The sequence below is a fragment of the Sphingomonas sp. GlSt437 genome, assembly GCF_048015635.2.
In the GTDB taxonomy this organism is placed as follows: Bacteria; Pseudomonadota; Alphaproteobacteria; order Sphingomonadales; family Sphingomonadaceae; genus Sphingomonas.
The window spans coordinates 1,390,625-1,416,129 of record NZ_JBPGYA010000001.1 but is presented as its reverse complement, the minus strand read 5'-3'; the positions used below and the strand labels follow the sequence as shown (position 1 = coordinate 1,416,129).

At 62.0% G+C, this 25,505-nt stretch carries 26 protein-coding genes and 1 pseudogene; 19 read left to right on the top strand and 8 right to left on the bottom strand.

Features of this window, described 5'->3' with window-relative positions; translation table 11 throughout:
- Positions 1-56 precede the first annotated feature (56 nt).
- Both ACLB0R_RS06935 and ACLB0R_RS06930 read right to left on the bottom strand, forming a co-directional pair.
- Positions 57-476: a hypothetical protein gene (locus tag ACLB0R_RS06935; RefSeq protein WP_434953797.1), complete on the bottom strand. Its 420-nt coding sequence runs from the start codon at positions 474-476 to the stop codon at positions 57-59.
- 272 nt (positions 477-748) lie between these two features.
- Positions 749-1,246 (bottom strand): RNA polymerase sigma factor, encoded by a 498-nt coding sequence (locus tag ACLB0R_RS06930; RefSeq protein ID WP_416643033.1) that lies wholly within the window; start codon positions 1,244-1,246, stop codon positions 749-751.
- 398 nt (positions 1,247-1,644) lie between these two features.
- Here ACLB0R_RS06930 and ACLB0R_RS06925 point away from each other — a divergent pair, with 398 nt between their 5' ends.
- The 7 genes from ACLB0R_RS06925 to ACLB0R_RS06895 all read left to right on the top strand — a co-directional run bounded on the left by ACLB0R_RS06925 (position 1,645) and on the right by ACLB0R_RS06895 (position 8,756).
- Positions 1,645-2,712, top strand: a complete 1,068-nt coding sequence (locus tag ACLB0R_RS06925) for a S8 family serine peptidase (RefSeq protein ID WP_434953796.1) — start codon at positions 1,645-1,647, stop codon at positions 2,710-2,712.
- A 65-nt stretch (positions 2,713-2,777) separates the two neighbouring features.
- On the top strand, positions 2,778-3,716 hold the full coding sequence (locus ACLB0R_RS06920; protein ID WP_416642543.1) for a transporter: 939 nt from the start codon (positions 2,778-2,780) through the stop codon (positions 3,714-3,716).
- Positions 3,717-4,123: 407 nt separating this feature from the next.
- Entirely contained in the window at positions 4,124-4,501 is a 378-nt protein-coding gene (locus ACLB0R_RS06915; RefSeq protein WP_434953795.1) for a hypothetical protein, read from the top strand.
- A 248-nt stretch (positions 4,502-4,749) separates the two neighbouring features.
- Entirely contained in the window at positions 4,750-5,595 is an 846-nt protein-coding gene (locus ACLB0R_RS06910) for a chromate resistance protein ChrB domain-containing protein (RefSeq protein WP_416642541.1), read from the top strand.
- Positions 5,592-6,995, top strand: a complete 1,404-nt coding sequence (gene chrA / locus ACLB0R_RS06905; protein ID WP_416642540.1) for a chromate efflux transporter — start codon at positions 5,592-5,594, stop codon at positions 6,993-6,995. Before ACLB0R_RS06910 ends, chrA begins: the two co-directional genes overlap by 4 nt.
- 43 nt (positions 6,996-7,038) lie before the next feature.
- The gene (locus ACLB0R_RS06900; RefSeq protein WP_416642539.1) at positions 7,039-7,755 is read left to right on the top strand and encodes a superoxide dismutase; all 717 of its coding nucleotides are present in this window, start codon (positions 7,039-7,041) and stop codon (positions 7,753-7,755) included.
- A complete protein-coding gene (locus ACLB0R_RS06895; RefSeq protein ID WP_434953794.1) occupies positions 7,752-8,756 on the top strand; it encodes a YncE family protein in 1,005 nt (334 codons plus the stop codon). Before ACLB0R_RS06900 ends, ACLB0R_RS06895 begins: the two co-directional genes overlap by 4 nt.
- Positions 8,757-8,761: 5 nt before the next feature.
- On the opposite strand, the gene ACLB0R_RS06890 is transcribed toward ACLB0R_RS06895, so the two are convergent.
- On the bottom strand, positions 8,762-9,898 hold the full coding sequence (locus ACLB0R_RS06890; protein ID WP_416642537.1) for a nickel/cobalt efflux transporter: 1,137 nt from the start codon (positions 9,896-9,898) through the stop codon (positions 8,762-8,764).
- A 147-nt stretch (positions 9,899-10,045) separates the two neighbouring features.
- Here ACLB0R_RS06890 and ACLB0R_RS06885 point away from each other — a divergent pair, with 147 nt between their 5' ends.
- Entirely contained in the window at positions 10,046-10,315 is a 270-nt protein-coding gene (locus tag ACLB0R_RS06885) for a metal-sensing transcriptional repressor (protein ID WP_416642536.1), read from the top strand.
- 297 nt (positions 10,316-10,612) lie between these two features.
- On the opposite strand, the gene ACLB0R_RS06880 is transcribed toward ACLB0R_RS06885, so the two are convergent.
- On the bottom strand, positions 10,613-10,741 hold the full coding sequence (locus ACLB0R_RS06880) for a hypothetical protein (protein ID WP_416642535.1): 129 nt from the start codon (positions 10,739-10,741) through the stop codon (positions 10,613-10,615).
- On the opposite strand from ACLB0R_RS06880, the gene ACLB0R_RS06875 reads away from it, so the two are divergent.
- From ACLB0R_RS06875 to ACLB0R_RS06850, 6 genes are all read left to right on the top strand, one after another.
- Complete coding sequence (locus tag ACLB0R_RS06875) at positions 10,740-10,976, top strand: hypothetical protein (protein ID WP_434953793.1); 237 nt, start codon at positions 10,740-10,742, stop codon at positions 10,974-10,976. The genes ACLB0R_RS06880 and ACLB0R_RS06875 overlap by 2 nt on opposite strands.
- A 94-nt stretch (positions 10,977-11,070) precedes the next feature.
- Positions 11,071-11,205, top strand: a complete 135-nt coding sequence (locus ACLB0R_RS06870) for a hypothetical protein (protein WP_416642533.1) — start codon at positions 11,071-11,073, stop codon at positions 11,203-11,205.
- 121 nt (positions 11,206-11,326) lie between these two features.
- A complete protein-coding gene (locus tag ACLB0R_RS06865; RefSeq protein ID WP_416642532.1) occupies positions 11,327-12,556 on the top strand; it encodes a TolC family protein in 1,230 nt (409 codons plus the stop codon).
- A complete protein-coding gene (locus ACLB0R_RS06860) occupies positions 12,553-13,809 on the top strand; it encodes an efflux RND transporter periplasmic adaptor subunit (protein ID WP_416642531.1) in 1,257 nt (418 codons plus the stop codon). The genes ACLB0R_RS06865 and ACLB0R_RS06860 overlap by 4 nt, the downstream gene beginning before the upstream one ends.
- Complete coding sequence (locus tag ACLB0R_RS06855) at positions 13,806-16,955, top strand: efflux RND transporter permease subunit (RefSeq protein WP_416642530.1); 3,150 nt, start codon at positions 13,806-13,808, stop codon at positions 16,953-16,955. Before ACLB0R_RS06860 ends, ACLB0R_RS06855 begins: the two co-directional genes overlap by 4 nt.
- Positions 16,952-17,287: a copper-binding protein gene (locus tag ACLB0R_RS06850; protein WP_416642529.1), complete on the top strand. Its 336-nt coding sequence runs from the start codon at positions 16,952-16,954 to the stop codon at positions 17,285-17,287. Before ACLB0R_RS06855 ends, ACLB0R_RS06850 begins: the two co-directional genes overlap by 4 nt.
- Positions 17,288-17,610: 323 nt before the next feature.
- Here ACLB0R_RS06850 and ACLB0R_RS06845 read toward each other — a convergent pair whose 3' ends face one another.
- Positions 17,611-18,447 (bottom strand): LytTR family DNA-binding domain-containing protein, encoded by an 837-nt coding sequence (locus ACLB0R_RS06845; protein ID WP_416642528.1) that lies wholly within the window; start codon positions 18,445-18,447, stop codon positions 17,611-17,613.
- A 137-nt stretch (positions 18,448-18,584) separates the two neighbouring features.
- On the opposite strand from ACLB0R_RS06845, the gene ACLB0R_RS06840 reads away from it, so the two are divergent.
- The 3 genes from ACLB0R_RS06840 to ACLB0R_RS06830 are packed head-to-tail and all read left to right on the top strand — an operon-like array spanning position 18,585 to position 20,863.
- Positions 18,585-20,039, top strand: a complete 1,455-nt coding sequence (locus tag ACLB0R_RS06840; RefSeq protein ID WP_434953792.1) for a S41 family peptidase — start codon at positions 18,585-18,587, stop codon at positions 20,037-20,039.
- Complete coding sequence (locus ACLB0R_RS06835; protein ID WP_416642526.1) at positions 20,029-20,607, top strand: VOC family protein; 579 nt, start codon at positions 20,029-20,031, stop codon at positions 20,605-20,607. The genes ACLB0R_RS06840 and ACLB0R_RS06835 overlap by 11 nt, the downstream gene beginning before the upstream one ends.
- Positions 20,594-20,863, top strand: a complete 270-nt coding sequence (locus tag ACLB0R_RS06830; RefSeq protein ID WP_416642525.1) for a hypothetical protein — start codon at positions 20,594-20,596, stop codon at positions 20,861-20,863. The genes ACLB0R_RS06835 and ACLB0R_RS06830 overlap by 14 nt, the downstream gene beginning before the upstream one ends.
- 748 nt (positions 20,864-21,611) lie before the next feature.
- Here ACLB0R_RS06830 and ACLB0R_RS06825 read toward each other — a convergent pair.
- Both ACLB0R_RS06825 and ACLB0R_RS06820 read right to left on the bottom strand, forming a co-directional pair.
- Positions 21,612-22,010 (bottom strand): hypothetical protein, encoded by a 399-nt coding sequence (locus ACLB0R_RS06825; RefSeq protein ID WP_434953791.1) that lies wholly within the window; start codon positions 22,008-22,010, stop codon positions 21,612-21,614.
- 511 nt (positions 22,011-22,521) lie between these two features.
- The gene (locus tag ACLB0R_RS06820) at positions 22,522-23,031 is read right to left on the bottom strand and encodes a biotin/lipoyl-binding protein (protein WP_416642524.1); all 510 of its coding nucleotides are present in this window, start codon (positions 23,029-23,031) and stop codon (positions 22,522-22,524) included.
- 314 nt (positions 23,032-23,345) lie between these two features.
- On the opposite strand from ACLB0R_RS06820, the pseudogene ACLB0R_RS06815 reads away from it, so the two are divergent.
- Positions 23,346-23,857 (top strand): annotated as a pseudogene (locus ACLB0R_RS06815) (DDE-type integrase/transposase/recombinase); the annotation flags it as partial.
- A 25-nt stretch (positions 23,858-23,882) separates the two neighbouring features.
- Entirely contained in the window at positions 23,883-24,098 is a 216-nt protein-coding gene (locus ACLB0R_RS06810) for a LytTR family transcriptional regulator DNA-binding domain-containing protein (protein ID WP_416642523.1), read from the top strand.
- A gap of 462 nt (positions 24,099-24,560) precedes the next feature.
- Here ACLB0R_RS06810 and ACLB0R_RS06805 read toward each other — a convergent pair whose 3' ends face one another.
- Positions 24,561-25,475 (bottom strand): LysR family transcriptional regulator, encoded by a 915-nt coding sequence (locus tag ACLB0R_RS06805; RefSeq protein WP_416642522.1) that lies wholly within the window; start codon positions 25,473-25,475, stop codon positions 24,561-24,563.
- Positions 25,476-25,505 lie beyond the last annotated feature (30 nt).

The following is a 25,505-nucleotide window of genomic DNA, read 5'->3' as shown; positions in this document are numbered from 1 at the left end:
GCCGGCATGAGCCGATTGTCCGCTTCAACGCGGCCACAATCTAGTCCCCGCATTGTTCAGAAGTGACTTAGCAGCTTTTTTTCGTCTGCCGGGCTCAACGGGTCTCCTATGATTCGTCGTTCGACCTCGGCGGCGACAGCCGGCGACATTGCGCTGCCCGCCAGCCGATAGTCGCGCCCGTGGGGTTCGCCCAAACGATCATGTGCCAATACTGGTATCGACCAGCTACTCCCTGATCGGCACCCAAGCCCGCTTAACTCCTCCGAAATCTCGAAAGTCCTACAAATCCCTTGATCTGTTTTGAACGTCATACCGATCGAAACGGGCCCCGCCGTGCCAGACGGCTGCTTTGAGAGCTCATCGGCAAGCACACCGGTCGCCGCGATTTCGCCATTCGCCGCTACGCGCACGATGGTCTGCGGCGGTCCGATCGTGGTGCTGCCGATTAGGACGCCAACGACCAGGGTCGCGGCCATCCCCAAGGCAAGCACGGCGTTGGGCAGCCGGAAAGGTCGACGGCCTCGGAGGGGGAGACTTCCCAAGCCGAGCGCCGCACGGAGGGGAACCGTCAGGTCGGCTACCGGCGGGGGGCCGAAGGCCGCAACAATCTGTCGTGACAGCCATCGATGCGCCGCTATCCGTCCTGCCAGTTCGGTATCGGTCGCCATCCGAGCTGCGAAAGCTGTCCGAGCAGCAGGGTCCATGCGTCCGTCGACGAAAGCAACGACGTCTTCATCCGATATGTCGCTCAATGTCTGGTGCCCACTTCCGAATATCGTTTCAGTAGGGCTGCTCGCCCTCGGGCAAGCCGGCTGGTCAGGGTTCCTTCGGCGATCTCCAGGATCGCGGCGGCTTCAGCATAAGAATGGCCCCCCAGCAACACGAGCTTAATGGCCAGCCGCTGATCTTCGGGTAAATTCTCCACCATGTTTTTGAGCCGGGCCAGCTCGGCCTGGTCGAGCACGTCGTCGGCCATAGCCCCCCCGTCACCGATGTCATTATCATCCGGGATCGGTTCAACAACGCCCTTCCAGCGGTTGCGCTGTCGAACTTGGTCTATCCAAAGATTCTTCATGATCCGGAACATCCACAAGTCAAAACGATCGATCGGTGCGGTATAGATCCCTTGCTGGAGAACGCGCTCCACCGTTCGCTGCACCAGGTCTTCGCTGTCCGACGGGTGTCGTGCCAGCACCCAGGCAAGTCGCTGCAAACGGGGCAGCAGCTTGACGATTTCGGTCCTCACGTCAGACAAAGCGAACCCCTTATAGGGAAGAAACGTCCGGGCTCGGTCGTTTCGTCCTTAAGAGACGCATTATTGCGCAATATCGTGGAGCGCTATGGCGCAAGCACGGAAAGGATTCTCGATTGCCGCAGCGTGTTCGGGTCTGGCTGATGGGTTTGGTCGCCACGGCCGTCGCTGGCTCGATGGCCTTGGGCCAAAGCCGGGGCGGTGGCCCACCGGGTGGTGGTGTCGGCCGACCTCCCATCGCCGAGCCCGGCAATCGGCCGGGCGATCTTTCCGATTTTCCCGGCCACGGACGGCCTGCATGGGCAGGCGAGAACGCACACACCCAACCGCCAGGATGGGAGCGTGCGCTCGAGGAGAGACGCCTGGCTGAGCCGGAGCAACGCCGCGCGGAGATGTTGGCGAAAGCCGATCCACGCCGTTACGAGCTTGATCGAAACGGTGCCCTTGCCGTGCGCGGCGAGGTGCTGGCTCTCGTCGCCGATACCAGGGAGGTGGACCGCGCCAGTCGCGCAGGTTTTGCAATCGAGCGGCGCGAGAACCTGCCTGTCGTGGGCGCCGATATTGTCGTCGTGCATCGCGACGATCTGTCTGCCATCGAAGCCGCCAGGCAGCTGCGCCGACTGATGCCGACCGCCGTGCTGTCGCTCAACCACGTCATGTTCGAGAGCAGCGGCCGCGGAAAAGAAAAAGCCCATTTACCCCTATCCCAAAGGCAAACCGATAGCTCGGCCAGAATTGGCCCGGCCAGGATCGGCATGGTCGATACCGGCATCGTGCCTGGCTTCGTGTCCGCCAATCGGGCACATATAGTCCAGAGAGCCTTTGCCGGTGCGGATGCCGTTGGCGCTTTGCACGGCACTGCTGTCGCTCAATTGCTGATGCGCGGGGCCGCTGCTCGGCAGGTTACAATCTATGCTGCCGACATCTTCGGCCAAACCGCGCATGGCGGCACATCGGAACTGCTCGTGCGCGCGCTAGGCTGGATGGCCGATCAGCGCGTGCCCGTCATCAACGTCAGTATGGTGGGTCCCGCCAACCCGGTTGTGGGGCTGGTGACCGAACGGCTGATCGGCCAAGGCTATACGATCGTAGCGCCGGTCGGCAATGACGGCGCGACCGCACAACCGCTTTTTCCCGCATCTTATCCTGGCGTCGTTGCGGTGACGGCGATTGAAGATAGGGGCGATCTGCTGCCCGAGGCCAGCCGAGTTTCGCGCGTTGATTTTGCGGCCCCCGGTATTGCCAAGGTTTATGACGCCACAGGCCATTTGACCCAGGTGCGCGGCACTTCTTTCGCAGCTCCCGTAGTCAGTCGCCTCCTCGCCGATCGAGTTGGCGAACCCAATCGCCGAGCCGCCAGGCAGGCCATTGCCGATCTCGCCCGCGCCGCACGAAAGCCAGCGTCGGACCGGCGCTACTTTGGCAACGGCATTGTGGCGGTCGCCGATACCGCACGCTGATCGTCATTTTTTCGCACCACGGATGGAAGAAACCGTCTGCCCCGGTCGTCTAATCGGTGTCGGTCGTGGCGCGCGATTTTGATCGAGAGTGGCTTATTCACTCCGCAAATCTCTCGGTCATCGGATCCGCGGCCGACAATAACACGACCGAAGGGAGCTCGATGAAACGATACTGTATCCTGGCGTTGGCAAGCGGCCTGTCGCTGACCGGCGGACCAGCCCTTGCGGACGATCTCGCCGCACCGACTGCCGGCCAACAAGCCTCACAGCCTGCGGGCGACTCTGGTCGATCAACCGGCCTCCTGGCCAATTCGAGCTTCGAATTCGCGACGGGCGCCGACTATTCCATCGGTCGTTACGGCGCCACGCTCGATACCAGCGTTTGGAGTATCCCGCTCGACGCAAAGGCTCAGCTCGGTCGGCTACGGCTGCAAGCGTCATTGCCTTACGAGTTCATCAAAGGACCAGGGCAACTAGTTGGCGGCGTCGTCATATTGAATGCGCGCAACAACACCGTCACGTCGCGCTCGGGCGTCGGCGATCTCAACCTCTCGGCTGCCTATTTGGCGGTCCGCGAACAAGGCGCGTTGCCCTCCATTGAATTGGCAGGTGGCGTCAAGGTGCCTACAGCACCGACCAGCATCGGGACCGGCAAGGCCGACTACGCGCTGAGTGCCAACCTCTATAAGTCAATTGCGCCAAAACTGACGCTGTTGGGATCGATCGGTTATTCCTGGCTTGGCAGCCCTGCGGCCTACACGCTCAAGAATGGCGTTACCGCGTCAGGTGGGTTCAACTTCAGGCCCGTATCCTCGCAGAACTATGGCGTCAGCGTCGCTTATCGCGACCCAGTCGCAATAGGGCTGACCGGGCAGGCCGTGGTGTCGCCTTATGCGACCTTTCGCTTCGCCAGGCGGCTTGGCTTGACCCTTTACGGAACGGCTGGCCTCAACAGCGCCAGCCCGCGCGTCGGCGGTGGTGTCCGGCTTTCGCTCTTCCGATGATCAGCTTTCGAGCGGGGAATATAGGAGAAGCAACGATGCGATCTTTGAAAATTACGCTCGGCACTGCCTCGCTAACACTGCTGTCAGCGGGTGGCGCTAATATGGTGATTGCGGCAGGGCCGCCGCATGGGCCGCCGGCCGGTGTGCCGCTCGGGCCACCGCCCAGCATCGTGACCGGACCACCGGCATCGGTCCCGCATGGGCCGCCGTCCGGGGTTCCCCATGGGCCGCCGAGCAGCGCTAATGGCAGGGCTTCCGCCGATGCCAGTGTTAGCGCGCAGACCTCGGTTGGGTCGCATGGGGTTGGTAACGGTAATCGGGGTCTTGACGAAGCGGCCTCGCTGCTCGGCAAGCTCAATGCCGCACATGCGTCCGACACGGCGCTTGCCCATGCTTCGTCCAAGTCGGTGGTTGGCGCGCTCGCAAAGTATAAATCCGCAACACTCAGCGCCAATGCCAAGGTTACCACCTATACCCAGGCTGTCGCTAATGACCAGGCCACGATCACGGCCGATAATCAAGCTGTGGCAAACGCACAGGCGGCGCTGACCAAGGCGAATGGCACAACGCCGGTCGATCAAACCGCGGTGAATGCCGCTCAAACGGCGCTGACGGCGGCGCAAAAGCAGCTTGCTGCCGACCAGCAGCAACTGGCATCCGATCAAGCGAGCCTGGCGGCGGCACAGCAGGCGGTGGTCGCGGCGCAAACGACCCTTGCTGCATCCACCAAGACGACATTGACGCCCAAGATCATCAGCCGGGTCAACAGCCTGCTTGGCATCTGACCCGAGGGGAGGCGTGGGAGCCCTCTCGGCTCTCACGCCCTTTTTTGGGGACGCTTGAATACGCTCGGATTGATGAAATTTACGGCAATAGAGTGCTGCGTTCATCATAAATCGGCCACTCCACTGGTCGCCAAAGACCATCATTGACAATCATATCCGCACGTTGCTCAATGGATCGATGGGGGCAGCGATCTCCCCATGAGGCGCCAGCCGAAGCATCGCGTCCCTGATGATCCGGAGGACGCCGCATGCCTGCCACCAATGCCATTACCGCCGATAAACTCGCCCGCTTGATCGGCCTGCCGCATGCGCCCGCAATCGTCGATGTGCGGACCGACGAGGATTTTGCTGCTGACCCAAGGCTGGTGCCGGGTTCCGTCCGCAGGGCTCATGGCAACGTCTCGGCTTGGGCGTCTGACTATGCGGGCCGGAATGTCGTGGTCGTCTGCCAGAAGGGGCAAAAGCTGAGCGAGGGCGTCGCGGCATGGCTGCGACACGAGGGCATAGCTGCCGAAGCGCTAGACGGTGGGGCGATGGGCTGGGCCGCCTCTGGCCTGCCGATGATCGATGAAGCGGCGCTCCCGCCACGCGATACCTCAGGCCGCACCGTCTGGGTCACCCGCGCGCGACCCAAGGTCGACCGCATTGCCTGCCCCTGGCTCATCCGCCGCTTTGTCGACCCAAATGCGGTGTTCCTGTTCGTCAGTCCAACCGAGGTGTTGGGCGTCGCAGAACGCTTTGGCGCCGTGCCTTTCGATGTCGAGGGCGACGGCGTCCTTTGGAGCCATAACGGCGACCGCTGCACCTTCGATACGATGGTCGATCGGCTCGGCCTAATTAGCTTCCCCGCGCTGACTCGTCTTGCAGCGATCGTGCGCGGCGCGGATACAGGCAGGCCTGATCTGGTCCCTGAGGCGGCGGGGCTGCTCGCGCTGTCGCTCGGGCTGTCGCGCATGTTCAGCAACGATCTGGCGCAGCTCGATGCCGGGATGTTGATCTACGATGCCCTCTATCGCTGGTGCCGTGACGCAACCGGCGAGACGCACGACTGGGTTTCGCATCAGCCCAAGGGTCGGACAGAGGTGCGGGCATGAGCACGGCGGCGATCGATATCGGGCGCGACTCAACACGGCCAACGCCGGTTTCGCTGGGTGAGGCGTTTTGGGTGTGGCTGCGCATCGCCGCGCTGTCCTTCGGCGGTCCTGCGGGGCAGATCGCGGTAATGCACCGCATTCTGGTCGAGGAAAAACGCTGGATCGGTGAGCACCGCTTCCTCCATGCGCTCAACTATTGCATGCTTCTGCCCGGCCCTGAGGCACAGCAGCTCGCAACCTATATCGGCTGGCTCATGCATCGAACGAGGGGCGGCATCGTCGCGGGCGGATTATTCGTGCTGCCGGGCGCCCTCTCGATAATGGCGCTCAGCTGGATCTATGTCCTTTACGGCCATGTAGGGTTGGTGGCCGGGTTGTTCTTCGGCCTGAAATGCGCGGTGCTGGCGGTCGTCTTGCAGGCAGTGGTGCGGATCGGCAGCCGGTCGCTCAAGAACAATGTGATGCGCGGTCTCTCGGCGACCGCCTTCGTGATGATCTTCTTTCTCGGTGTACCCTTTCCACTGATTGTGCTGGGCGCCGGGGCGATCGGCTATGCCGGCGGTCGCGCGGGCGTTTCGGCGTTCCAAGTCGGCGGCGGGCATGGCAGCGGCAAAGGTGCGATCGTTGCCGATGTCGACACGTTGCTCGGCGAGGGACTGCCGGCCCATGCCAGCCCAACGATTGGCGAGTCGCTGCGACTGGCGACGATCTGGCTGGTGCTATGGCTCGCGCCCGTCGCGGCACTGCTCTTGCTGCTGGGCCAGGGCAATGTCTTCACCCAGATCGCCACATTCTTCTCGGCGATGGCGGTTGTGACCTTTGGTGGTGCCTATGCTGTGCTTGCGTATGTCGCGCAGCAGGCGGTCGAGCAGTACCATTGGCTCGCGCCGAAGGAGATGCTCGACGGCCTTGGCATGGCGGAAACCACCCCGGGGCCGCTGATCATGGTGCTGCAGTTCGTCGGGTTCCTGGGCGCCTATCGCCACCCGGGCATGCTCTCGCCGCTGCTCGCCGGTACGCTCGGCGGGCTGCTCGCGACCTGGGTGACATTCGTGCCGTGCTTCTTATGGATATTCCTCGGCGCGCCGTTCATCGAGCGGATGCGCGGCAACAAGGCGTTGTCGGGCGCGCTGTCGGCGATCACCGCGGCAGTGGTCGGCGTCGTGCTGAACCTCGCGGTCTGGTTCGCCATCCACACGATTTTCCGTGCGGTCACGCTGTTCGGTGTCGGGCCGGTCCATTTTGACGTGCCGGTTGTGGCCAGCATCGACCCTTGGGCATTGACGATTTCGGTTGCCGCGATCGTTGCGATGTTCCGCCTGAAGATCGGCATTTTCACGACGCTCGGCGCTGCCTCCGCTGCCGGCATTGCGCTGTTTCTTGCTGGGGTTGTCGCATGACTGACGCGAGCAACCATTACGCCAATCCAATGGGAGAAAAACAATGCAGGACAGCTTGATCGACCGGCGCAATCTGTTGACGGCAGGCGCTGCCTTATCGGCGAGCGCGGTCACGCTACCGGGGCTGGCGATGGCTGCCCCATCGGTGGCCACGCCGGCGGCGACCGGCTATGCGCCGCAGCCCGTGCCGCTGCCGTTCGACCCCAAGACCATCAGCGGCCTTTCGGAGAAGCTGCTGACCAGCCATCACGACAACAATTATGTCGGCGCCGTGAAGCGGCTGGGCGCGATCAGTGGCCAGGTCGCGGCGCTCGACCCGGCGACGGCTCCGGGGTTCGTCCTCAATGGCTTGAAGCGCGAGGAACTGATCGCCTGGAATTCGATGATCCTGCACGAGCTCTATTTCGCCGGGCTCGGCGCACCGACGCGACCGGGCAAACAGCTCGCCGCTGCGATCGAGCGGGATTTCGGCAGCGATGCCCGCTGGCGGGCGGAGTTTGTCGCGATGGGCAAGGCGCTGGGCGGCGGCTCGGGCTGGGTGCTGCTGACCTATAGCCATCGCGACAATCGGCTGGTCAACCAATGGGCCGCCGATCACACCATGACGCTCGCTGGCAGCACGCCGATCCTTGCGCTCGACATGTACGAACATGCCTATGCGATCGACTATGGCGCCAAGGCCGGTGCCTATGTCGATGCCTTCATGGGCGCAGTCAATTGGACCTCGGCGGATAGCTGCTTCGCCAAGGCGGTGGCGTGATGCGAACGGCAGTGCTGCGCTACGGTCTGGCCCTGACCGCGCTCGGATCGGCCTCGGCCTGCCAGGCCGCGCCGCCGCTGCCGTTGAGGACGGTCGTTGATGTGCCGCTGGGCGTGCCGACCTCGCGTTACGACTATGAGAGCCTCGACCCCGAGACCGGCCTTTTGTTCATCGCCGATCTGGCGGGCAGCCGTGTGCTCGTCGTCGACACGCACACCAACAAGCTGGTCAAGGCGATTCCCAATGTTGCGCATGTGCATGGGGTCATCGCCATCCCGGCCCAGCACCGCGCTTATGCAACCGCGACCGGCACTGACGAACTGGTCACGATCGACGAGGCAACGCTGGAAGTTGTCGCTCGCGCGCCCGCCGGTCATTATCCCGACGGGCTGGCATGGATGCCGGGCCTCAACAAAATCTATGTGTCGGATGAGCACGGCAAGACCGTCGCGGTCGTCAATGCGGCGACCAGCAAGCTGCTCAAGCTGATCCCGATCGGCGGCGAGGTCGGCAACACGCAGTTCAACCCGGCCGATGGATTGATCTACTCGAATGACCAGACGAACAACGAGTTGGTCGCGATCGACCCCGCCAAGGACGCCGTGATCGGGCGCTGGAAGCTGACGGGTTGCGAAGGAAGTCACGGCCTTCAGCTCGACCCCGCGCGTAGCCTCGCTTATGTGGCTTGCGAGGACAATGCCAAGCTCGCGACATTCTCGCTTCGCGAGCACAAGCTGCTCGATGTGCAATCCGTTGCCGATGGGCCGGACGTGATGGCGGCGGATTTTTCGCTCCGGCGACTTTATGTGGCTGGCGAGAGCGGCATCGTCTCGGTGTTCGACACAAGCGAGCCTGTGCCGCACAAGATTGGCGAGGCGAAGCTCGCCGATAATGCGCATATGGTCGCGGTCGATCCGGCAACGCACCGGGTTTATTTTCCGCTGCGCAATGTGGGCGGCAAACCGGTGTTGCGGGTGATGGCGGCGACAACCACGCGCTAGGTCGATTACACCAGTGCCAAGTGCCCGCCGCTCAGCCCGATCCAGCCCGACACGCCCATGTAGAGCGCGATGACGATCATGACTGCCGCTGAGGCATAAGGCGCCCGCCTGGCAAAGGCGCCGAAGCCCGCCCAACGCTTCTGGATATGTCGAACGCTGAGCGACGCTGCCACGCCGACGAGAACCATCGTGAGTGCGAGGCCGACGCTGAACGACAGCACCAGGATCGCCCCCAACGTGAATTGCTTAAGCTGAAGGCACAGCAGCAGGACCGTGATCGCCGCTGGGCAAGGAATGAGCCCCCCCGTCAGGCCGAAAATCACGATCTGGCCGGTGGTTACGGTGCGCCCGGCAAAGCGCCGTTGGATGTCGTTGGCATGCGCGCGCTCATGCGCATCCATATAGCCGTCATCGCCGATCTTCAGCGTATCGCCGTGGTCGTGGTCGGCATGGTGATGATCCTCGGTAAAGGTGAGATCATAGTCATGCGTATGGCCACCATGGCCAAGGCTCAACCGCGCGGCAAAGGCGTGCGGCTCGGGTATCTCATCAATGCTTTCCAGATAGTCGCCATGATCGACAAAGGCGAAGGCCTGCCGTGACTTGTCTGGCCGCTCGGTCACGACGAGCACATCGCTCGCGGCCCAGGCGTGCCCGCGCTCGGTGCGCAGGCGCCAGCGTGGCGGAACTCCGTTTTCGAACACTTCGAGCGTGACGAAGCCATGGCCGGTGTCGATCCGGCGGACGTCGTCATGGTCATGGTCATGATGATGGTGGTTATGGTGATGCCCGGCTTCCTCGTGTGCCTCCCGCCGCGTGCGCCATATCATCCACACCCCGACGCCCAGCACGATCACCGCCGAGACCAATTGTAGATAGGGCTCGGTCGTGCCTGCGGTCAGGTTCCGCCCGAGATATTGGCCGCCAAGCGCCACGACCCACACGACCAGCGAATGCGAAATCGCGGCTGACACGCCGAGCAGCACGGCCTGCGCGATCGTCCCGCGCACCGCGATGATGAACGCGGCCATCATCGTCTTGGAGTGGCCGGGCTCCAACCCGTGCAGCGCGCCGAGCACGATGGCGGTCGGAATGAACAGCGAGGCATTGCCGCTGGCGAGTAGATCCGGAAGAGTGGGCATGTTTCGAATTCCTAGCTCGGCAGTTGCGGTCAAACCTTGGCACCGCGTTGCGACGCGACATCTCATATCCCCCAAGGGGGATACTTTGTCTATCCCCCTGGGGGATATTTCTCGACAGTTCTTCGAATTCATGGAAAAAGGCGACAAATGGCCCACACCGCACATCCCAATCATCCCGCGATCGTCAAGCGCTTGAACCGGGCCGCCGGGCATCTTCGCAGCATTGTTGGGATGATCGAGTCTGAGCGACCGTGCGTCGACATCGCACAGCAACTGCAAGCAGTGGAAAATGCGATCGCCAGCGCGAAGCGCGCTCTGATCAACGACCACATTGATCATTGCCTGGTTCATGCCGAGGAGGGCGAAGGCCCCCAGCAAGCGATCGACCAGTTTCGCGCGATCTCGAAATATTGGTAGCAGCGAAAGCGGACATCCTCGCCAGCAAGCGGACGGTCATTGTCTCGCCCCATGTGTTCGGACGGCGCGAGCCGTCGACCCATCCGCATGGACGAGTCGCAACGTCGTCCCTAGATGCCTCTTGAAGACCAGCCCTTGCCGTGCCGCCGCGACATGCGACACCGATCTGCCATACGGTTAGATGCAAGTAGTTCAGGCCGCGCGATTGGAAACCATGTTGCCGTCTTTCCCCAAGCCGTGCGATCTCGTCCATGTGGCATCGGCAGGTATATGTAAGCGCGCCGATATCTGATACGGTCACCATCTCATGCGGTGGCTTTGCATCTTCTTTCTGGCATTTTTCGCGCTCTCGGCAGCGACGACGGTGTCTGCCGCCCCGATGCCCTGCCCGATGTCGATGCCAACGCACGCGGCAATGACCGCCATGCACCACGATCATGCGATGCCCTGTTGCGACGATCATGATGGCAAACACCGCGATGGACACAAGGTCTGCCTGCACGATTGCGACGCGACGGGCGCGGCGGCGCTGATTGCCCTGCCGGGTGAGTCGGCGCACGCCGATTTCTGGCCCGCCACCAGGCCGGTCGTCCCGGCCCATCGCCTGATCTTGTCGGTGCTTGCCGGCAGCATAGACCGACCTCCTCGACCGATCGTCTGATCGCGCGGCGCTGCTGCGCGATACTGCCAATAGATCAGACAACCGATGCGGCCCGTCCCGGATGGGCGGTTCCGCCTCGATCGAGGACCTTATCATGACCCGTCATTTCCACGGCCGGCTTGCCGTTCCCGCTGCCTTTTCCGCCGTCACCGACGCCGCACCGGACGCCGCTGCCATCGCCGTCGATCACGTGGCCGACGCCGCGTCCGCCAACGGCAAGGTTGGCTAGCCTTAACCGCTACCGCGTGCGGCGAATGCCGGGGCGCGGTTCCATCATCGCCGAGCGATCGGGGGGACACGCCCCCACCATGGCGGCCTGTCCAGGATTTTAGCTCTTGAGGGAAAAGGGCATGCGCTACAGATCGATCATCACGCTTCTGCCATTGTGGACGACACCCGCGCTGGCCGGACCACTGACCTTCGAGCAGGCGTTGCAGAAGGCCGACGCCGACGCCCCGAGCATCGCGGCGCGCGTCGCCACTGCCGACGCCGCGCGGTCGTCCGCCATTGCCGCCGACCGGCTGCCCGACCCGAAGCTGGAAGTGAAGCTGCAGGACTTTCCGTTTACCGGCCCCGATGCCGGCAAGTTCAACAGCGACAATTTCACGATGGGTGTGCTCGGCCTCAGCCAGGAAGTGCCCAATATCGCCAAGCGCCGCGCCCGGGCCGCGCGCGCGACGGCCGATATCGGCGCCGCCGATGCGGACGCCGCTGCCGAACACCGCCGTGTTCGCGTCGGCGCCGGCACGGCGTGGATCGACCTCTATTATGCGGAGCGGCAGCTGGCGATTCTCGACCGCCTCGACCGCCGCATCGACGATCTCGCCCTGACGGCACCCGCGCGTCTTGCCGCCGGGCGTATCCGCCCCGCCGAGGCGATCGATCCGGCGCGGCTCAAGGCCGAATTGGCCGATCGCCGCAGCGCACAAGTCGCCCGTATCGCGGCAGCGCGCGCGATGTTGACGCGCTGGACCGGCGAGGCCGATCCCGAAGTTTCCGGGCTTGCCCCCGACCTCACCCCAAACCCAAGCCGCTTGCGCGCGGCCGTCGCTAGGCTGCCGGTGCTCCAGCAGAAGGACGCAGCGGTCGGCCAAGCCGCCGCCGACGTGCGGCTGGCACAGGCAGCAAAGAATCCCGATTGGGAAGTGAGTGGCTCGGTGGGCAACCGTGAGCCGCGCTACGGCAATCTCTTCTCGCTGGGGGTGAAGATCGATCTGCCGCTATTTCCCGGCAAGCGGCAGAACCCGGTGATTGCCGCAAAAGGCAGCGAGATGGCACGCGCCCGGCTCGAGCGTGCCGATGCCGAGCGTGAGGTCATCGCCGCGCTCGAGAGTGAGCTGGCCGAACACCAGATGCACCATGAACGTCTCGATCGGGCCCGAGCAACGCTGCTCCCGCTGGCGCAGCAGCGTGCCGAGCTCGATCGTGCGAGCTATGCCGCCGGTCGCGCCGACCTCAGCACGGCGCTGCAATCCGCCATCGCGCTTGCCGAGACGGAGATCGACCTGCTCGACCGTGAAGCCGAGGTCGCGCGCGACGGCGTGCGGATCACGCTGACCTATGGGGAGGAACGGCCATGAAGATGAATTCGCTTCAAGCTTCGCAGCTCGCCGCCGCCCTGGCGGTGGTGGCGCTGATCGGCTTTGGCGCAGGCCGCTACAACGGCGGGGCCGGCGGGACGGCGACCGCGGTCGATGCGGCGGGGGGACGCAAGCCGCTTTATTATTACGATCCCATGCTCCCGAACCAGAAGTTCGACAAGCCGGGCAAGTCGCCCTTCATGGATATGGAGCTGGTGCCCAAATATGCCGATGGGGGCGGCAGCAGCTCGGGCCCGGCGGATGCGCCTGCCGTCACCATCAATCCAGCGGCGATGCAGAATTTGGGTGTGCGGATCGTCGCCGCGCATCGCGATACGCTCGCGACGCTGCAGGAAGTGACGGGCACGATTGCTTTCAACGAGCGTAACGTCGCGATCGTGCAGGCGCGGAGCGGCGGCTTCGTGCAGCGCGGCTACAGTCGCGCGCCGGGCGACCTCGTGCCGGCAGGCGCGCCGCTTGCCGATTTGCTGGTGCCCGACTGGGGCGGCGCGCAACGCGAATATCTGGCGGTGCGCCGCACCGGCGATGCGGCGCTGGCAAGCGCGGCGCGGCAACGGCTGATCCTGCTTGGGATGCCATCGGGCTTGATCGATGCCGTCGCGAAGACCGGCCGTATGCATGACGTAACGGCGGTGACGACCCCTATAGGCGGCGTGATCGACACGCTCGACGTGCGCCCCGGCATGACACTGGCGATGGGCCAGCCGCTTGCGCGCGTCGTGGGCCTCGGTTCGGTCTGGCTCGACGCGGCGGTGCCCGAAGCGCGGATCGGCGATGTGCGGCCTGGCGCACGCGTCACCGCGACATTGGCGGCGTTTCCGGACGAGCAGTTTCCGGGCCGTGTCCAGGCGGTCCTGCCAACCGCGCAGAGCGACAGCCGGACGGTGACGGTGCGCGTCGAGCTCGCCAATCCGGGATTGCGACTGCGCCCCGGCATGTTCGCGCGGGTGGCGCTCGGCGAAGGCAGCCGTAGCGCGCTCCTGATCCCGAGCGAAGCGGTGATCCGTACCGGCAAGCGCACATTGGTCATGCTTGCTGCGGGCGACGGGCGCTATCAGCCCGCCGAAGTCCAGATCGGCCGCGAGAGCGGCGGGCAGACCGAAGTGCTCGCCGGCCTGGCCGAGGGCGAGAAGGTCGTCGCCTCGGGGCAGTTCCTGCTCGATTCCGAAGCGAGCCTGACGGGCATTCCGGTCCGTCCGATCGGCGCCACGGCAATGAGCCCCAAGCCGTGATCGCGGCCATCATCCGCTGGTCGATCGGCCAGCGCGCCCTGGTGCTGCTTGCAGCCGTGCTGGTTGCGGCAGCGGGCGTGATTGCGGTCCGCTCGACCGCGATCGACGCTTTGCCCGACCTGTCCGACGTGCAGGTGATCATCCGCACCAACTACCCCGGCCAGGCGCCGCGCATCGTCGAAAACCAGGTCACCTATCCACTGGCGACAACCATGCTATCGGTGCCCGGCGCGCGGGTGGTGCGCGGCTATTCGTTCGTCGGGTACAGCCTCGTCTATGTCCTGTTCGAGGACGGCACCGACTTGTACTGGGCGCGTAGCCGCGTGCTGGAATATCTGAGCCAAGTCCAGGGGCAGCTTCCGGCAGGCGCCAAGGCCGAGCTGGGTCCCGACGCTACAGGCGTCGGCTGGATCTACGAATATGCGCTGGTCGATCGCACCGGCCGGCACGACCTCGCCCAATTGCGCAGCCTGCAGGACTGGTTCCTGCGTTATGAGCTGAAGACGATCCCCGGCGTCAGCGAGGTCGCGACGGTCGGCGGCATGGTCCGGCAGTATCAGGTCGTGCTCGATCCCGACAAGCTGATCGCCTACGGTATCCCGCAGGACGCCGTGATCGACGCGATCCGGCGCGGCAATCAGGAAGCCGGCGGCTCGGTGATCGAGCAGGCCGAGGCCGAATATATCGTCCGCGCAAGCGGCTATCTCGCCAATCTCGACGATTTCCGCGCGCTACCGATCAAGATGGTCGGCGGCGGCGTGCCGGTAACGCTCGGCGACGTTGCCAGCGTGCAGGTCGGCCCCGATATGCGGCGCGGCGTTGCCGAGCTGAACGGCGAGGGCGAAGTCGCGGGCGGCATCATCGTGCTGCGATCGGGGGCCAACGCCCGCAGCGCGATCGCGGCGGTCAAGGCCAAGCTCGAAACGCTCAAGGCCAGCCTGCCGCGGGGAGTCGAGATCGTCCCGACTTATGATCGCTCGGCGCTGATCGGGCGTGCGGTCGACAATCTGACGACCAAGCTGATCGAGGAATTCATCGTCGTCGCGCTCGTCTGCGCGCTGTTCCTGTGGCACGCGCGGTCGGCGCTGGTCGCGGTGGTGACGCTGCCGCTCGGTATCCTCGCCGCGTTCATCGTCATGCGCGCGCAGGGCATCAACGCCAATATCATGTCGCTCGGCGGCATCGCGATCGCGATCGGTGCAATGGTCGACGCGGCGGTGGTGATGATCGAGAATGCGCACAAGCATCTCGAGCGCTGGCGCCACGCGCACGACGACCACGAACCGACAGGCAGCCGGCGCTGGACGATCATCGCCGAGGCGGCGACCGAGGTGGGCCCGGCATTGTTCCTCAGCCTGATGATCATCGCGCTGTCGTTCCTGCCCGTGTTCGCGCTGCAGGGGCAGGAAGGCCGGCTGTTCGCGCCGCTCGCCTTTACCAAGACCTATGCGATGGCCGCCGCCGCGATCCTTTCGGTCACGCTGGTGCCGGTGCTGATGGGCTGGCTCATCCGTGGGCGCATTCCGCCCGAAGGCGCCAATCCGATCAACAGGGTGCTGACGCGGCTCTACCGCCCAGCGCTCGACTGGGTGCTCGTACACCCCAAGCGCACGCTCGCAATCGCGGGCGTCGTGTTCGCGACCAGCCTGTTCCCGCTGACGCAGCTGGGTGGCGAGTTCATCCCGCAGATTGACGAAGGCGACCTGCTCTATATGCCCTCGGCACTCCCGGGTATTTCGACCGCCAAGGCGGCGCAATTGCTCCAGCAGACCGACCGGCTGATCAAGACCGTGCCGGAGGTCGACAGCGTGTTCGGCAAGGCGGGCCGCGCCGAAACCGCAACCGACCCCGCCCCGATGGAGATGTTCGAGACAACGATCCGCTTCAAGCCGCGCGACCAGTGGCGCGCCGGGATGACACCCGAAAAGCTGGTCGACGCGCTCGATCATGCCGTGAAGGTGCCAGGCCTCGCTAATTTCTGGATTCCACCGATCCGCAACCGCATCGACATGCTGTCGACGGGCATCAAGAGCGCCATCGGCATCAAGGTGGCGGGGGCCGATCTCGCCCAGATCGATGCAACCGCGCGCCATATCGAAACGGTCGCGAAGACGGTGCCCGACGTGTCGTCGGTGCTGGCGGAGCGGCTGACCGGCGGCCGCTATATCGATGTCGACATCGATCGCTTTGCCGCGTCGCGCTTCGGGATGAACGTCGCCGATGTCCAGTCGATCGTCTCGAGCGCGATCGGTGGGGAGACGGTGGGGCAGACAGTGGAAGGGCTTGCGCGCTATCCCATCAATGTCCGCTATCCGCGCGAGTTGCGCGACAGCGCGGACGCTTTGCGCAATCTGCGCTTTCTGGCGCCGGGCGGGCAGCAGGTGACGCTCGGCACCGTCGCGCGCATCTCGACCAGCGAAGGGCCGCCGATGCTCCGGAGCGAGAATGGCCGCCCGGTGACGTGGATTTATGTCGATGCGCGTGGGCGTGACCTGACCTCGATCGTCGCCGATCTCCAGCGGGTCATCGACCGCGACGTGAAACTGCCGCCGGGCATCAGTGTCAGTTTCACCGGCCAGTTCGAATATCTCGCTCGCGCCCGCGAGCGGCTCACGCTGGTGGTGCCCGCCACGCTGCTGATCATCTTCATCCTGCTTTATGTGACGTTCGGGCGGTTCGACGAGGCGTTGCTGGTCATGGCGACATTGCCCTTTGCACTGACGGGCGGGTTCTGGCTGCTTTGGCTGCTCGGTTATCATCAGTCAGTGGCGACGGCGGTCGGGTTTATCGCGCTGGCAGGTGTTGCGGCGGAGTTCGGCGTAGTGATGCTGATTTACCTGAAGCATGCGCTCGCCGAGCGCGGCCCGGCGCCTCGTGCCGACGACGTCGAAGCAGCGGTCCGCGAAGGCGCATTGTTGCGCGTGCGCCCGAAGGCGATGACCGTCGCGGTCATTCTTGCCGGCCTGCTCCCGGCGCTGGTCGGCGCCGGCACCGGATCGGAAGTCACCAGCCGCATTGCCGCGCCGATGATCGGCGGCATGGTGACCGCGCCGCTCCTGTCGATGCTCGTCATCCCTGCGGGCTATCTGCTGATGCAGCGCCATCGTGCTCGCAAAAGTCGCTTGATTGAAGGAGAAGTCGCATGAAGTTCACTACTGTAACCAGCTTCGGTTCCGTCCTGGTGCTCGCCGCCTGCGGCAATCAGCCGAATGCCTCGTCTGCCCCGCAAGCCAGCGCCACCATGGCGGCGCCCAAGACCGCATCGGGTGAGGGCACCATCACCGCGATCGACGCCACCACCGGCAAGATCAGCCTTAGCCACGGGCCGATTGCCGAGCTCAACTGGCCTGCGATGACGATGGGGTTCAACGCAGGCACAACCCAGACGAAGGGGTTGAGGATCGGCGACAAGGTGCGCTTCACCTTCCGCTGGGACGGCAAGACCGCTGAGATCGAGACCATCGACAAGATTGGTTGAAAAAATGATCCATCAACCCCCGATTCTGCAACGCTCCGCGTCATGGTTTGTGTATCAGAATCGGGGGTCGATATCGTTGTAAGTCGAGCTGCGTGTCAGGGCAGTCGTTTGCCGACACAAAGTCGATACCGTCCAAAACGGGCCCTGAAAGGATGATTTTCGTGCCTCGCGAAGCTTGCGTGCGGATTAGTCACGTCGGCGCGGGCGCCAGACTATCGGCAGTTGGTTTCGTTGCTTTCATCGCTCACTTGAGCCAAAATCATATGGCTGAGAGCCGACCTTAATGTAAGTTCTATCGAGTTCGGTAATTTCGCTGCGCCCGTTTAACGTTCGCGTAAAAAAGGAGCCGATCGCAATTCTGCAATGCGATGCCGACTGATGGGCACCACCATGCCATTGTTGAGTTTGAGCGCGTAGCTACGCCCATCACGCGTGACGCCGCTGATTGCGTCCTCGGCAACCCACCATGACCGATGGACACGGTACCCTGCGACGGGCTCGGCCTCGCGTTCCGCATCACGCATCCGCATTTGGGCAAGTGCGCTGCCAACCGACGTATGGACCCGGACATAATGGTCCTGCATCTCGAGGCAGATCAGCGCACCACGCAATGCAGGGGGTAGACGCTGAAGCAAGGGCGGCGCGTCGGGCACCGTCTGGACCGGTGCTACTTCCTGCTCGGTAGCCCCTGGCAGTGGCGCAAGCTCTTCTCGGCGCTGGCCTGACCGACGCAGCACGGCGTAACTCAATATCTGCATTGGTGCGCTAATCGCGAGCACGAACGGTAACAGTCGGCCAAATTCGGGCAGCCTGGTCGCATGGTTCAGCGTCGCGATCACGACCGCGATGACCGGGGTAGTTGAGGCCGCCGCAACTATCGTTGCAATGGACAGTCGAAACAGGGTCGGCGCACTGATTGCCGCGCCCGACTGGTCGGCCAACCAGAGTGCTGGGATATGCAGGATCGCGGCACTGAGCAGTACCACCGACCAGAAGCGCAACCGCTCGACCCCATCCATCGAAGCGTAGGTGCCGAAGGGCCCAAGAATCCCGAGCATCAAGCCGGCGGCCACAGCCAGAATCACTAATCTCAGGAGATTGGACCACCGCCAGTCGAGATTCCCGGATGTCCGGGAAAGTGCCAACGCCGTAACCGTCATGTCACTCGTCCGAAATTCGGTCCCATTCACGAATTACATCTGCCCATTGGCGTAATTCGGCTGGCGGTCGCGATCAACCTGCCGGAACGAAAGCCCATCCGAATGAGGAGACTGACGTTTTGAAGCCAAGCTTATTGTTGGTTGCCCTGATGCTGTCGCTGCCGACCCGGGCAATGGCGGCCGACGATCCGGCGAGCTCCTGGGCCGCCCTCGCTCAGGCCGACGTGACCGAGATCCATGACGAAGTGCGCGCCATCCATCCCGGCATGCGTGACCCACAAAACCCCGGCTTCGAAGCGCAGACGGAGGGAGCCTATCGCTCGGCATTGCTCGAGGCGGGTCGTGCCCGGTCCTTCCTCGACTGGCGATCAGCGGTCGCAGCATACATTCAGTCATTCCGCGATGGTCACACCTTCATCCGCTACAATGCGCAACCCAGCAGGGTACGATGGCCCGGCTTCCTGATCGACGGACGCGGCGGCGGCTATGTCGCAGCTGCTGTCGCGGACGGCGCGGGCGTGGCTACCGGCGACCGGCTCATCGCGTGTGATGGCGTACCGATCGATACACTGCTCAAGGATCGGCTCGACGCTCGGGAAGCAGACTGGTCCAAGCTTCCGGAGCGCGTCCGCCAGGCATGGCGGCTGTTCGTGGATTACAATGTCGATGCGCCACCGCCGATCAAGTCTTGCCGCTTCGATCATGCTGGGATGGCGACGGACGTTAAACTCGCTTGGCGTGAGGGATCGACCCCAGCGCTGCTGGAAATGGCTGCGCCGTTGCAACGCGTCGCGATCCCGCGCCGGCCGACCGCGCTCAGCTACAGGCCGGACGGTGCAGCGCTCATCAAGATCGGATCGTTCGGCGACGAGGCGGCGCTCGGCGTACTCGAACGTGCGATGAAGGCAGACCAGGCGAGACTACGGGCTGCGCCCTATGTCGTCTTCGATCTGCGCGGCAATGCCGGTGGCAACTCGACCTGGGGCGGCACGTTCGGGCGCATCCTGTTCGGCGACTCTGTGGTCGATGCGCTGCCCGAGCCGGCGTCCGGCAAATATTTCCGTGCCTCGCCAGAAGCCGTCGCCCGACTGCGCCTGATCGCGCAGGAGTTCCGCGCGGGCGGCCCAGCGATGGCAGATGTTGCAGATTATTGGACCAAGATCGCCGACCGCGTTGCCGCCAGTCCCGATGGTGACGCGAAGCTGTTCACCGATTTTGTCAACGCGCCCGTCAAACCGCCCAAGCGGCCGCCGGTCCCTGCCTATCGCGGCCCGGTTTACGTCCTGACCGATGCCGGATGCTTCAGCTCCTGCGTCGTCGCGGCGAATATCCTGATCAAGCTCGGCGGGACCAATGTTGGGGAGGTAATGGGCCAGAACGAGGAATATGGCGAGATTACCGGACCGCTGCCCTTGCCATCCGGCCTTGCGCGCTACTGGCTGCCGATCTCGATCATCCGCCAGCGCAAGGAGGATTTGGGCGGCAGGCCCGTTGCCGAAGCATGGGACGGATCGATGACCGATGATGCCGGTATTCTTGCCTGGATTGCGATGCTGGCGCGGAAACGGGGAGGGACCGTGCATGCGCAATGATCTAGGCACCGCCGGCGCGGCTCTGCTGGAGGGTTGCCATGTGGAGCTTCACGTGACGAACCTTGCTGCCGCGAGAGCCTTTTATGTCGATCAGCTAAGATTGCCTGTCCTCCAGGAAACGGCGGCGATCAACCTGCTGGCCGTGAGGGCGGGGTCAATCCGCCTGTCAATCTTCGGCGACGCGGGGCATGCCGTCAGCGGCAACGTCCACATCGTGTTGAGCACCGCGGACCTGGCGACGACGATCGAGCACCTCGAGGCGCGTGGGGTGCCGATCGCGGGACCGATTGTCGAGGCGCCGGGCTTCTGCCGCTTCATCCAGACGTATGACCCCGACGGCAACCTTGTCGAGATCGCGCAGTATCTCCGCGACCCGCTTGCGCCGTCATCGACCGCCGTCGATTTGTACGGCGCTCATGTTTTCAGCAATGACGTCCGCCGTAGCGAGGGGCGCCGTCGCGGATCAACGGACCTCGCCATGGGTTGTGCACGAGCCGACCGAGCTTGCCTGGATCATTGCCGCCCTTTCAGCGATCGGTCGGGCAGGCGGCGGGGTGATCCGTCGTGACACCTCCTATTTTGCCGATCTTGCTCACTGGTTTGCGCCTGTGGCGGATCATCAGCTCGTCACCAAGCTGGGCGCATATTTCAATCTGCCGCGCTTCGTCGGCAATTCGGAGGATTATCAATTCGCTTCCGAAGATCGCCTGGTCCGTGATTGCGGTGCCACGCCGCTCCTCAACGATACCCATGGCGATCCATTCATGGCCAACCGCATGGCGATCAAGTCTTTTGCCCCGCTCGATCGAGCGCACAGTTTCTAAAGGCCCAGACGCGATTTCGCACGGATCGTGACCAATCGCAGCGCGCCGTTGTCGATATGCGCGAAATCGCGACATGGATCGGACGACCGTTTCCTGGGCGACTGACGCCCGTTCATGTACTTTCCCTAGTGTTCGTCAAAGGCGCCTGTTCCACCTAACATAGAGGAGGCTTCCAACACGGCTGTCGGCAACCGATTTCTAGCGTCAATTAAGTTGAATAGCCGGATGAGCCCGTATTCGATCTGAGGCCGGGTCGCAATGTGTGGGCACTCTTTATTCTGTATCCCAGCAACACTTGGCCAATTTGTATTTATATCGAATAGGGGTAGGACGCCGGCCGGATCAGTAGCCCAATTACGCTTAAACATCAGCCGCTCTAAGCCGATTAGCCAACCCGATGGCATAAGTCGCACTATCTCCTGCATTTTGGTGCTAATATACTTAGCTCTTAAAGTCAGTGAGCTGCTTATTCGCTAAATTTCGCTCAAATCCGTTTCACTAATGTGGTGCTGCCGAATGGCGTTCACGCGGTATTCTGATTTGTATAGACTGCGGACGCCCAAATATCAGGCGCAACTAGGCGACATGCGTATTCGCGATGTTTATAGTAAATCCCATTGCACTAATGGTATTTAAATGATTAGTGTCTGCCCGAGTGTACGATAAAAGTGTCCATTCGATACCCAGCCGGTAAGTATTGGAGATCAGAACTATAGAATGTCATTCGCGATTGATAGCCAAGCTGTGTTTACGGAATTGAAGACGAAAACTTTAGAGAAACAATCCGTTCAAATGGCTTTGTACTATTTTGACTATCGTATCCATTAAGCAATACGCTTATTTGGCCGTCCTTCCCACATTGGGCTGTGCGAACCGATGCGGTATGGACGTTTTTTAAGGCATCGGCTAAATCACCGCTTGGTCCTGAAAATTTTGTAGGCTGTCCATTAACTAATGCGGCCATAAGATAAGAACTGTAACTGATGTTCTTTATTGAAATGACATAATTGTTTGTAAGGCATGTTGTCGTCATTGTACTTTCATAATTTGGAAGCCTGAGATCTTCATAGGTTATAATGCCTTCTGGCGAGCTGATCCCGTTAGTGATCTGACGAGCTGGCCCCTCCATCACAAGGTCTGACTGCATGGAAAAAAATTGGGCAATGCGAAAAATAACGCTCCGAGCATCTGATCACTCCTGTTATTAGCAGCACTTCCTATCGGCTGTTAAGTCGGACCTGCTACAAGGATTGTTGTCGTTTTCCTTAGTGATATGATCATTGGCTAAATTGAATTCTCGCAGCACACCGTCTGGTCCAAGGATATACTGTGTGAACTCATCAGCGGGAGCAGATCGGGAATCATGCCCTACTAATGCATCCACGGTCTGATTGTCACCAGCTGCGCCCGGATTATCCGATGGATAGCGATTTGTCAGGTCAAGCTGCGCGTCCCCCGTAGAAGGGTGACTGTGGATTGTAGCCATAACCACGGTTCCTATGTCTACGTCAGGAGCAGAAATCACGGTTACTGGCGCATAGTCGCCGGCGACCGACGAGGATTTCTTGCTGGCGTTTTTCCATCTCGACTTGCGAAATAAAGCCTCTTTCGGCCACAGACCGATATCGGTCGTAAGCGCCCTCCAGGTTTTTCACTAGCTATGTCTGGATCGTAATCTCGCCCAGTACGTCGGCATATTGCGCGCGTGAGCTAGTAATGGTCGCATCGAAACCCAGCCGTTTGCTTTGTCCTCGCGCTCGCGCGGCGTCTATCTGGCGCGCGCTTAACGCTTGTTGCGCCTTGATTGCGCTAAGCCCATCTTGGGTCGCGCGCGCATCCTGGGCATATCGCTGCTCGATCTGAACAGTTGCGAGTACTTGCCCCTTTTGGACCAACTCGCCATCGACAACCGGGATCCGCGTAACGACGCCCGGATGGAGCGCAATTATCTTGGCGGTCTCGGCATTGGTGACGAGTTGGCCGCGAGCGACCTCAGTGCGAGCATAGCGTCCGAGGGTAATCCAAACCGCCAAGCCGATCACGGAAGCCGTCAAGAGGCCGATGATCAGGTGAGCCCTAAGCGGTCGCGAAAGCAGCACCTCGCCCTCCAGCCGCATCTTGGGTGCTTCGAGAACTTCGGCCCTGAAAAGGTCTGCCTGCTCGACCATAGAGAAACCTCCACGACAAACAGTAACTTGCTAATTCATAGCCTCTCAAGACCCCCGACTCGCGATCTCATAAGAATATTAAGTCCAAAACGGAGACTTGGACGGCGCGACGCCGGACCAGCGGTTTTCGCGCAATGATAAAGCCTTCCCTAGCTAGGCCTGAATATTACGCTAAGTAAATGCCACTGCGCCTTTATTGCTACGAAAATCATAAACTCTTATCACAGTTTTGTGGCGCTAAACTTTGGACGGACTGCTAATGAAATGTCTAAACGGCCCTGCCAGATGAACGCGGCACCTGCTAGCGGTCGCGGATGCCGCGTAAGTCACTAGCCCTGCCGCCTAGTCCGTTTCGTAGGTTCACCTCATCGCCCGGGGTGACCCGGCTGGTAGTGATGATGTACATTCGATTCCCGCTGTTACTTCGGAACGTGGAAGACCTGCTATTTGAGCGCGGAACCGACGTGTGCCAAGAGATCGTAAGGTTCTGGTGGAACAGGTTTGGCCCGGTATTCGCGGGCGAACTGGCGCGACAGCGGGTGAGCCGCATGCGCGGCTTCCGCCATTGGCGTTGACACCTTCAGTAGATGTATGTGACCTGGAGGGCGGCGAAGCTAACCTCAACGGCAAGATGGTCTAGCTCTGGCGCGCGGTCGACCATGAGGGTGAGATTCTAGAAAGCTATGTCACCAAGAACCGGGACAGGGAGGCCGCACTCAGGTTCTTGAAGAAGGCGCTGAAGCTGCAGTCCGGAAGCTCGCATCACGCCCTGATGACCAACCGGGGGATCGTGACAGACCGATTTAGGGTACTGCGGGGCGCGCTAGTCTGTCTGGAGATGCAGGACCATTATGTCCGAGTGCACACATTATGCGGCCGAGCACTGGTCCAGTTGCGGATGCGCGACGCTCAGCGAGAGACTAGACTACTCCGGGTTACCAGTCCATCGCTCTTGGTGGGTCGCCCAGGACGCAATCAGCGGCATTGCTCGTAATGGGCGTAGCTATAGGCTCAAGCTCAACAGCTGCATAGAAGTGCCGATCAGTCGGCGCAGTATGGCCAAATAGAGATAAATATACCTGTTCAACTATAAACACAAAACATCATCGTTTGTTCAAGTCGTTATTTCTCAATAATTGATAAATATCTCACTTGTACAATAACTGCTCTATAGTCTTGCTACGATATGAGTTATAGTCCAAATGGAAGCTGGGTGCTTTTTTAAATAAGTGGCACCCAAAATACGCTATAGTCTAGAAGTTATCAGAGTCCGAATTGCTTGCTCTGTGTCGAGCGTTTCACATTCAAGTCGCTATGATTTTTCTAATAACCGACCACTTATAGGACGGCCCAATGCGCCTTTCGGATCCAAATGAGGGCACGAAGGAGCAGATAAATCAAAAGGTTGGACAGCCTAGAATACGCATCGACATTGCGACCAGGCGTACTCGATAGTAAGCCGAGCTTTCCATTTGTCGACGCTTTCAAAAAACGTGGCAACTGCACGCAGCGCCTTTTTGCGCGTGGCATCAGGACAATTGTTGCATCTTCCTGCCGACGTCACCTAGGCGATTGATAAAGCGACGTACAGGCGGCAGCATCACGCCGCGGCGCCGATAAGTGACCCCTACCACAACGCGCGGCCAGATTTGTTCGGCGAGATCGAGCGGCACAAGATGGGCATAGTCCGGATCCATGCTGATCAACGCTTGCGGGAGGTAGCTCAGATAGCTGCTGTCTTTGAGCACCGACGCCATGAACACCGAGGATGCGGTGCGCACCACGCAGGGTGGCGGAGGGAGCCCTGCCCGCCGAAAGGCGTGGCCCAAACGGTCGGTCTCGGCCTCATTCCCGTCGGGGAGGACCCAGCGATAGGGTGCCAGATTGGCGAGGGTCAGGTCATGTCGCAAAACCAGCGGGTGTCCCTCGGCGGCAACGACCGCAATCCGGTCCTCGAGGATCAGCTCCTGGCGCAGATCATCGTCGACCTGATCGGGATTGATCGATCCGACCACAATGTCGATCTCTCCGCGTCGCAGCCGCGCAAGCAGGTCGGCGCGTAAGCCCTGCTCGAAGGTCACACTGCCCGCCGCATCGCCCTCCACGAAAGCGCGGACGGCCTGAGGCAGGAGATATTGCATCATCGTTGCCCCCGCGCCGACGCGTACCATCCCTTTGCCGCGGCCGCGCAGCTGGTTAATTTCCTCAACCGCGCGCTCTAGTTCGGTGGTCACTAGCGTCGCATAGTCCAGAAATAGTGTGCCATAGTCGGTCGGCACCACTCCGCCGGGATGCCGCTCGAGCAGCTGGACTCCCAAGGTTCGTTCCAGGTTGCGGATACTTTTCGACAAGGCAGGCTGGGTGATGTGCAGCTTTTCCGCCGCCTGGCCGAAGCTGGCGCTCCGCACGATCTCAATGAAATGGCGCAACTGCCGCAGTTCCATAGCGGCCAGCTTACGCCGCACAGTCATAAG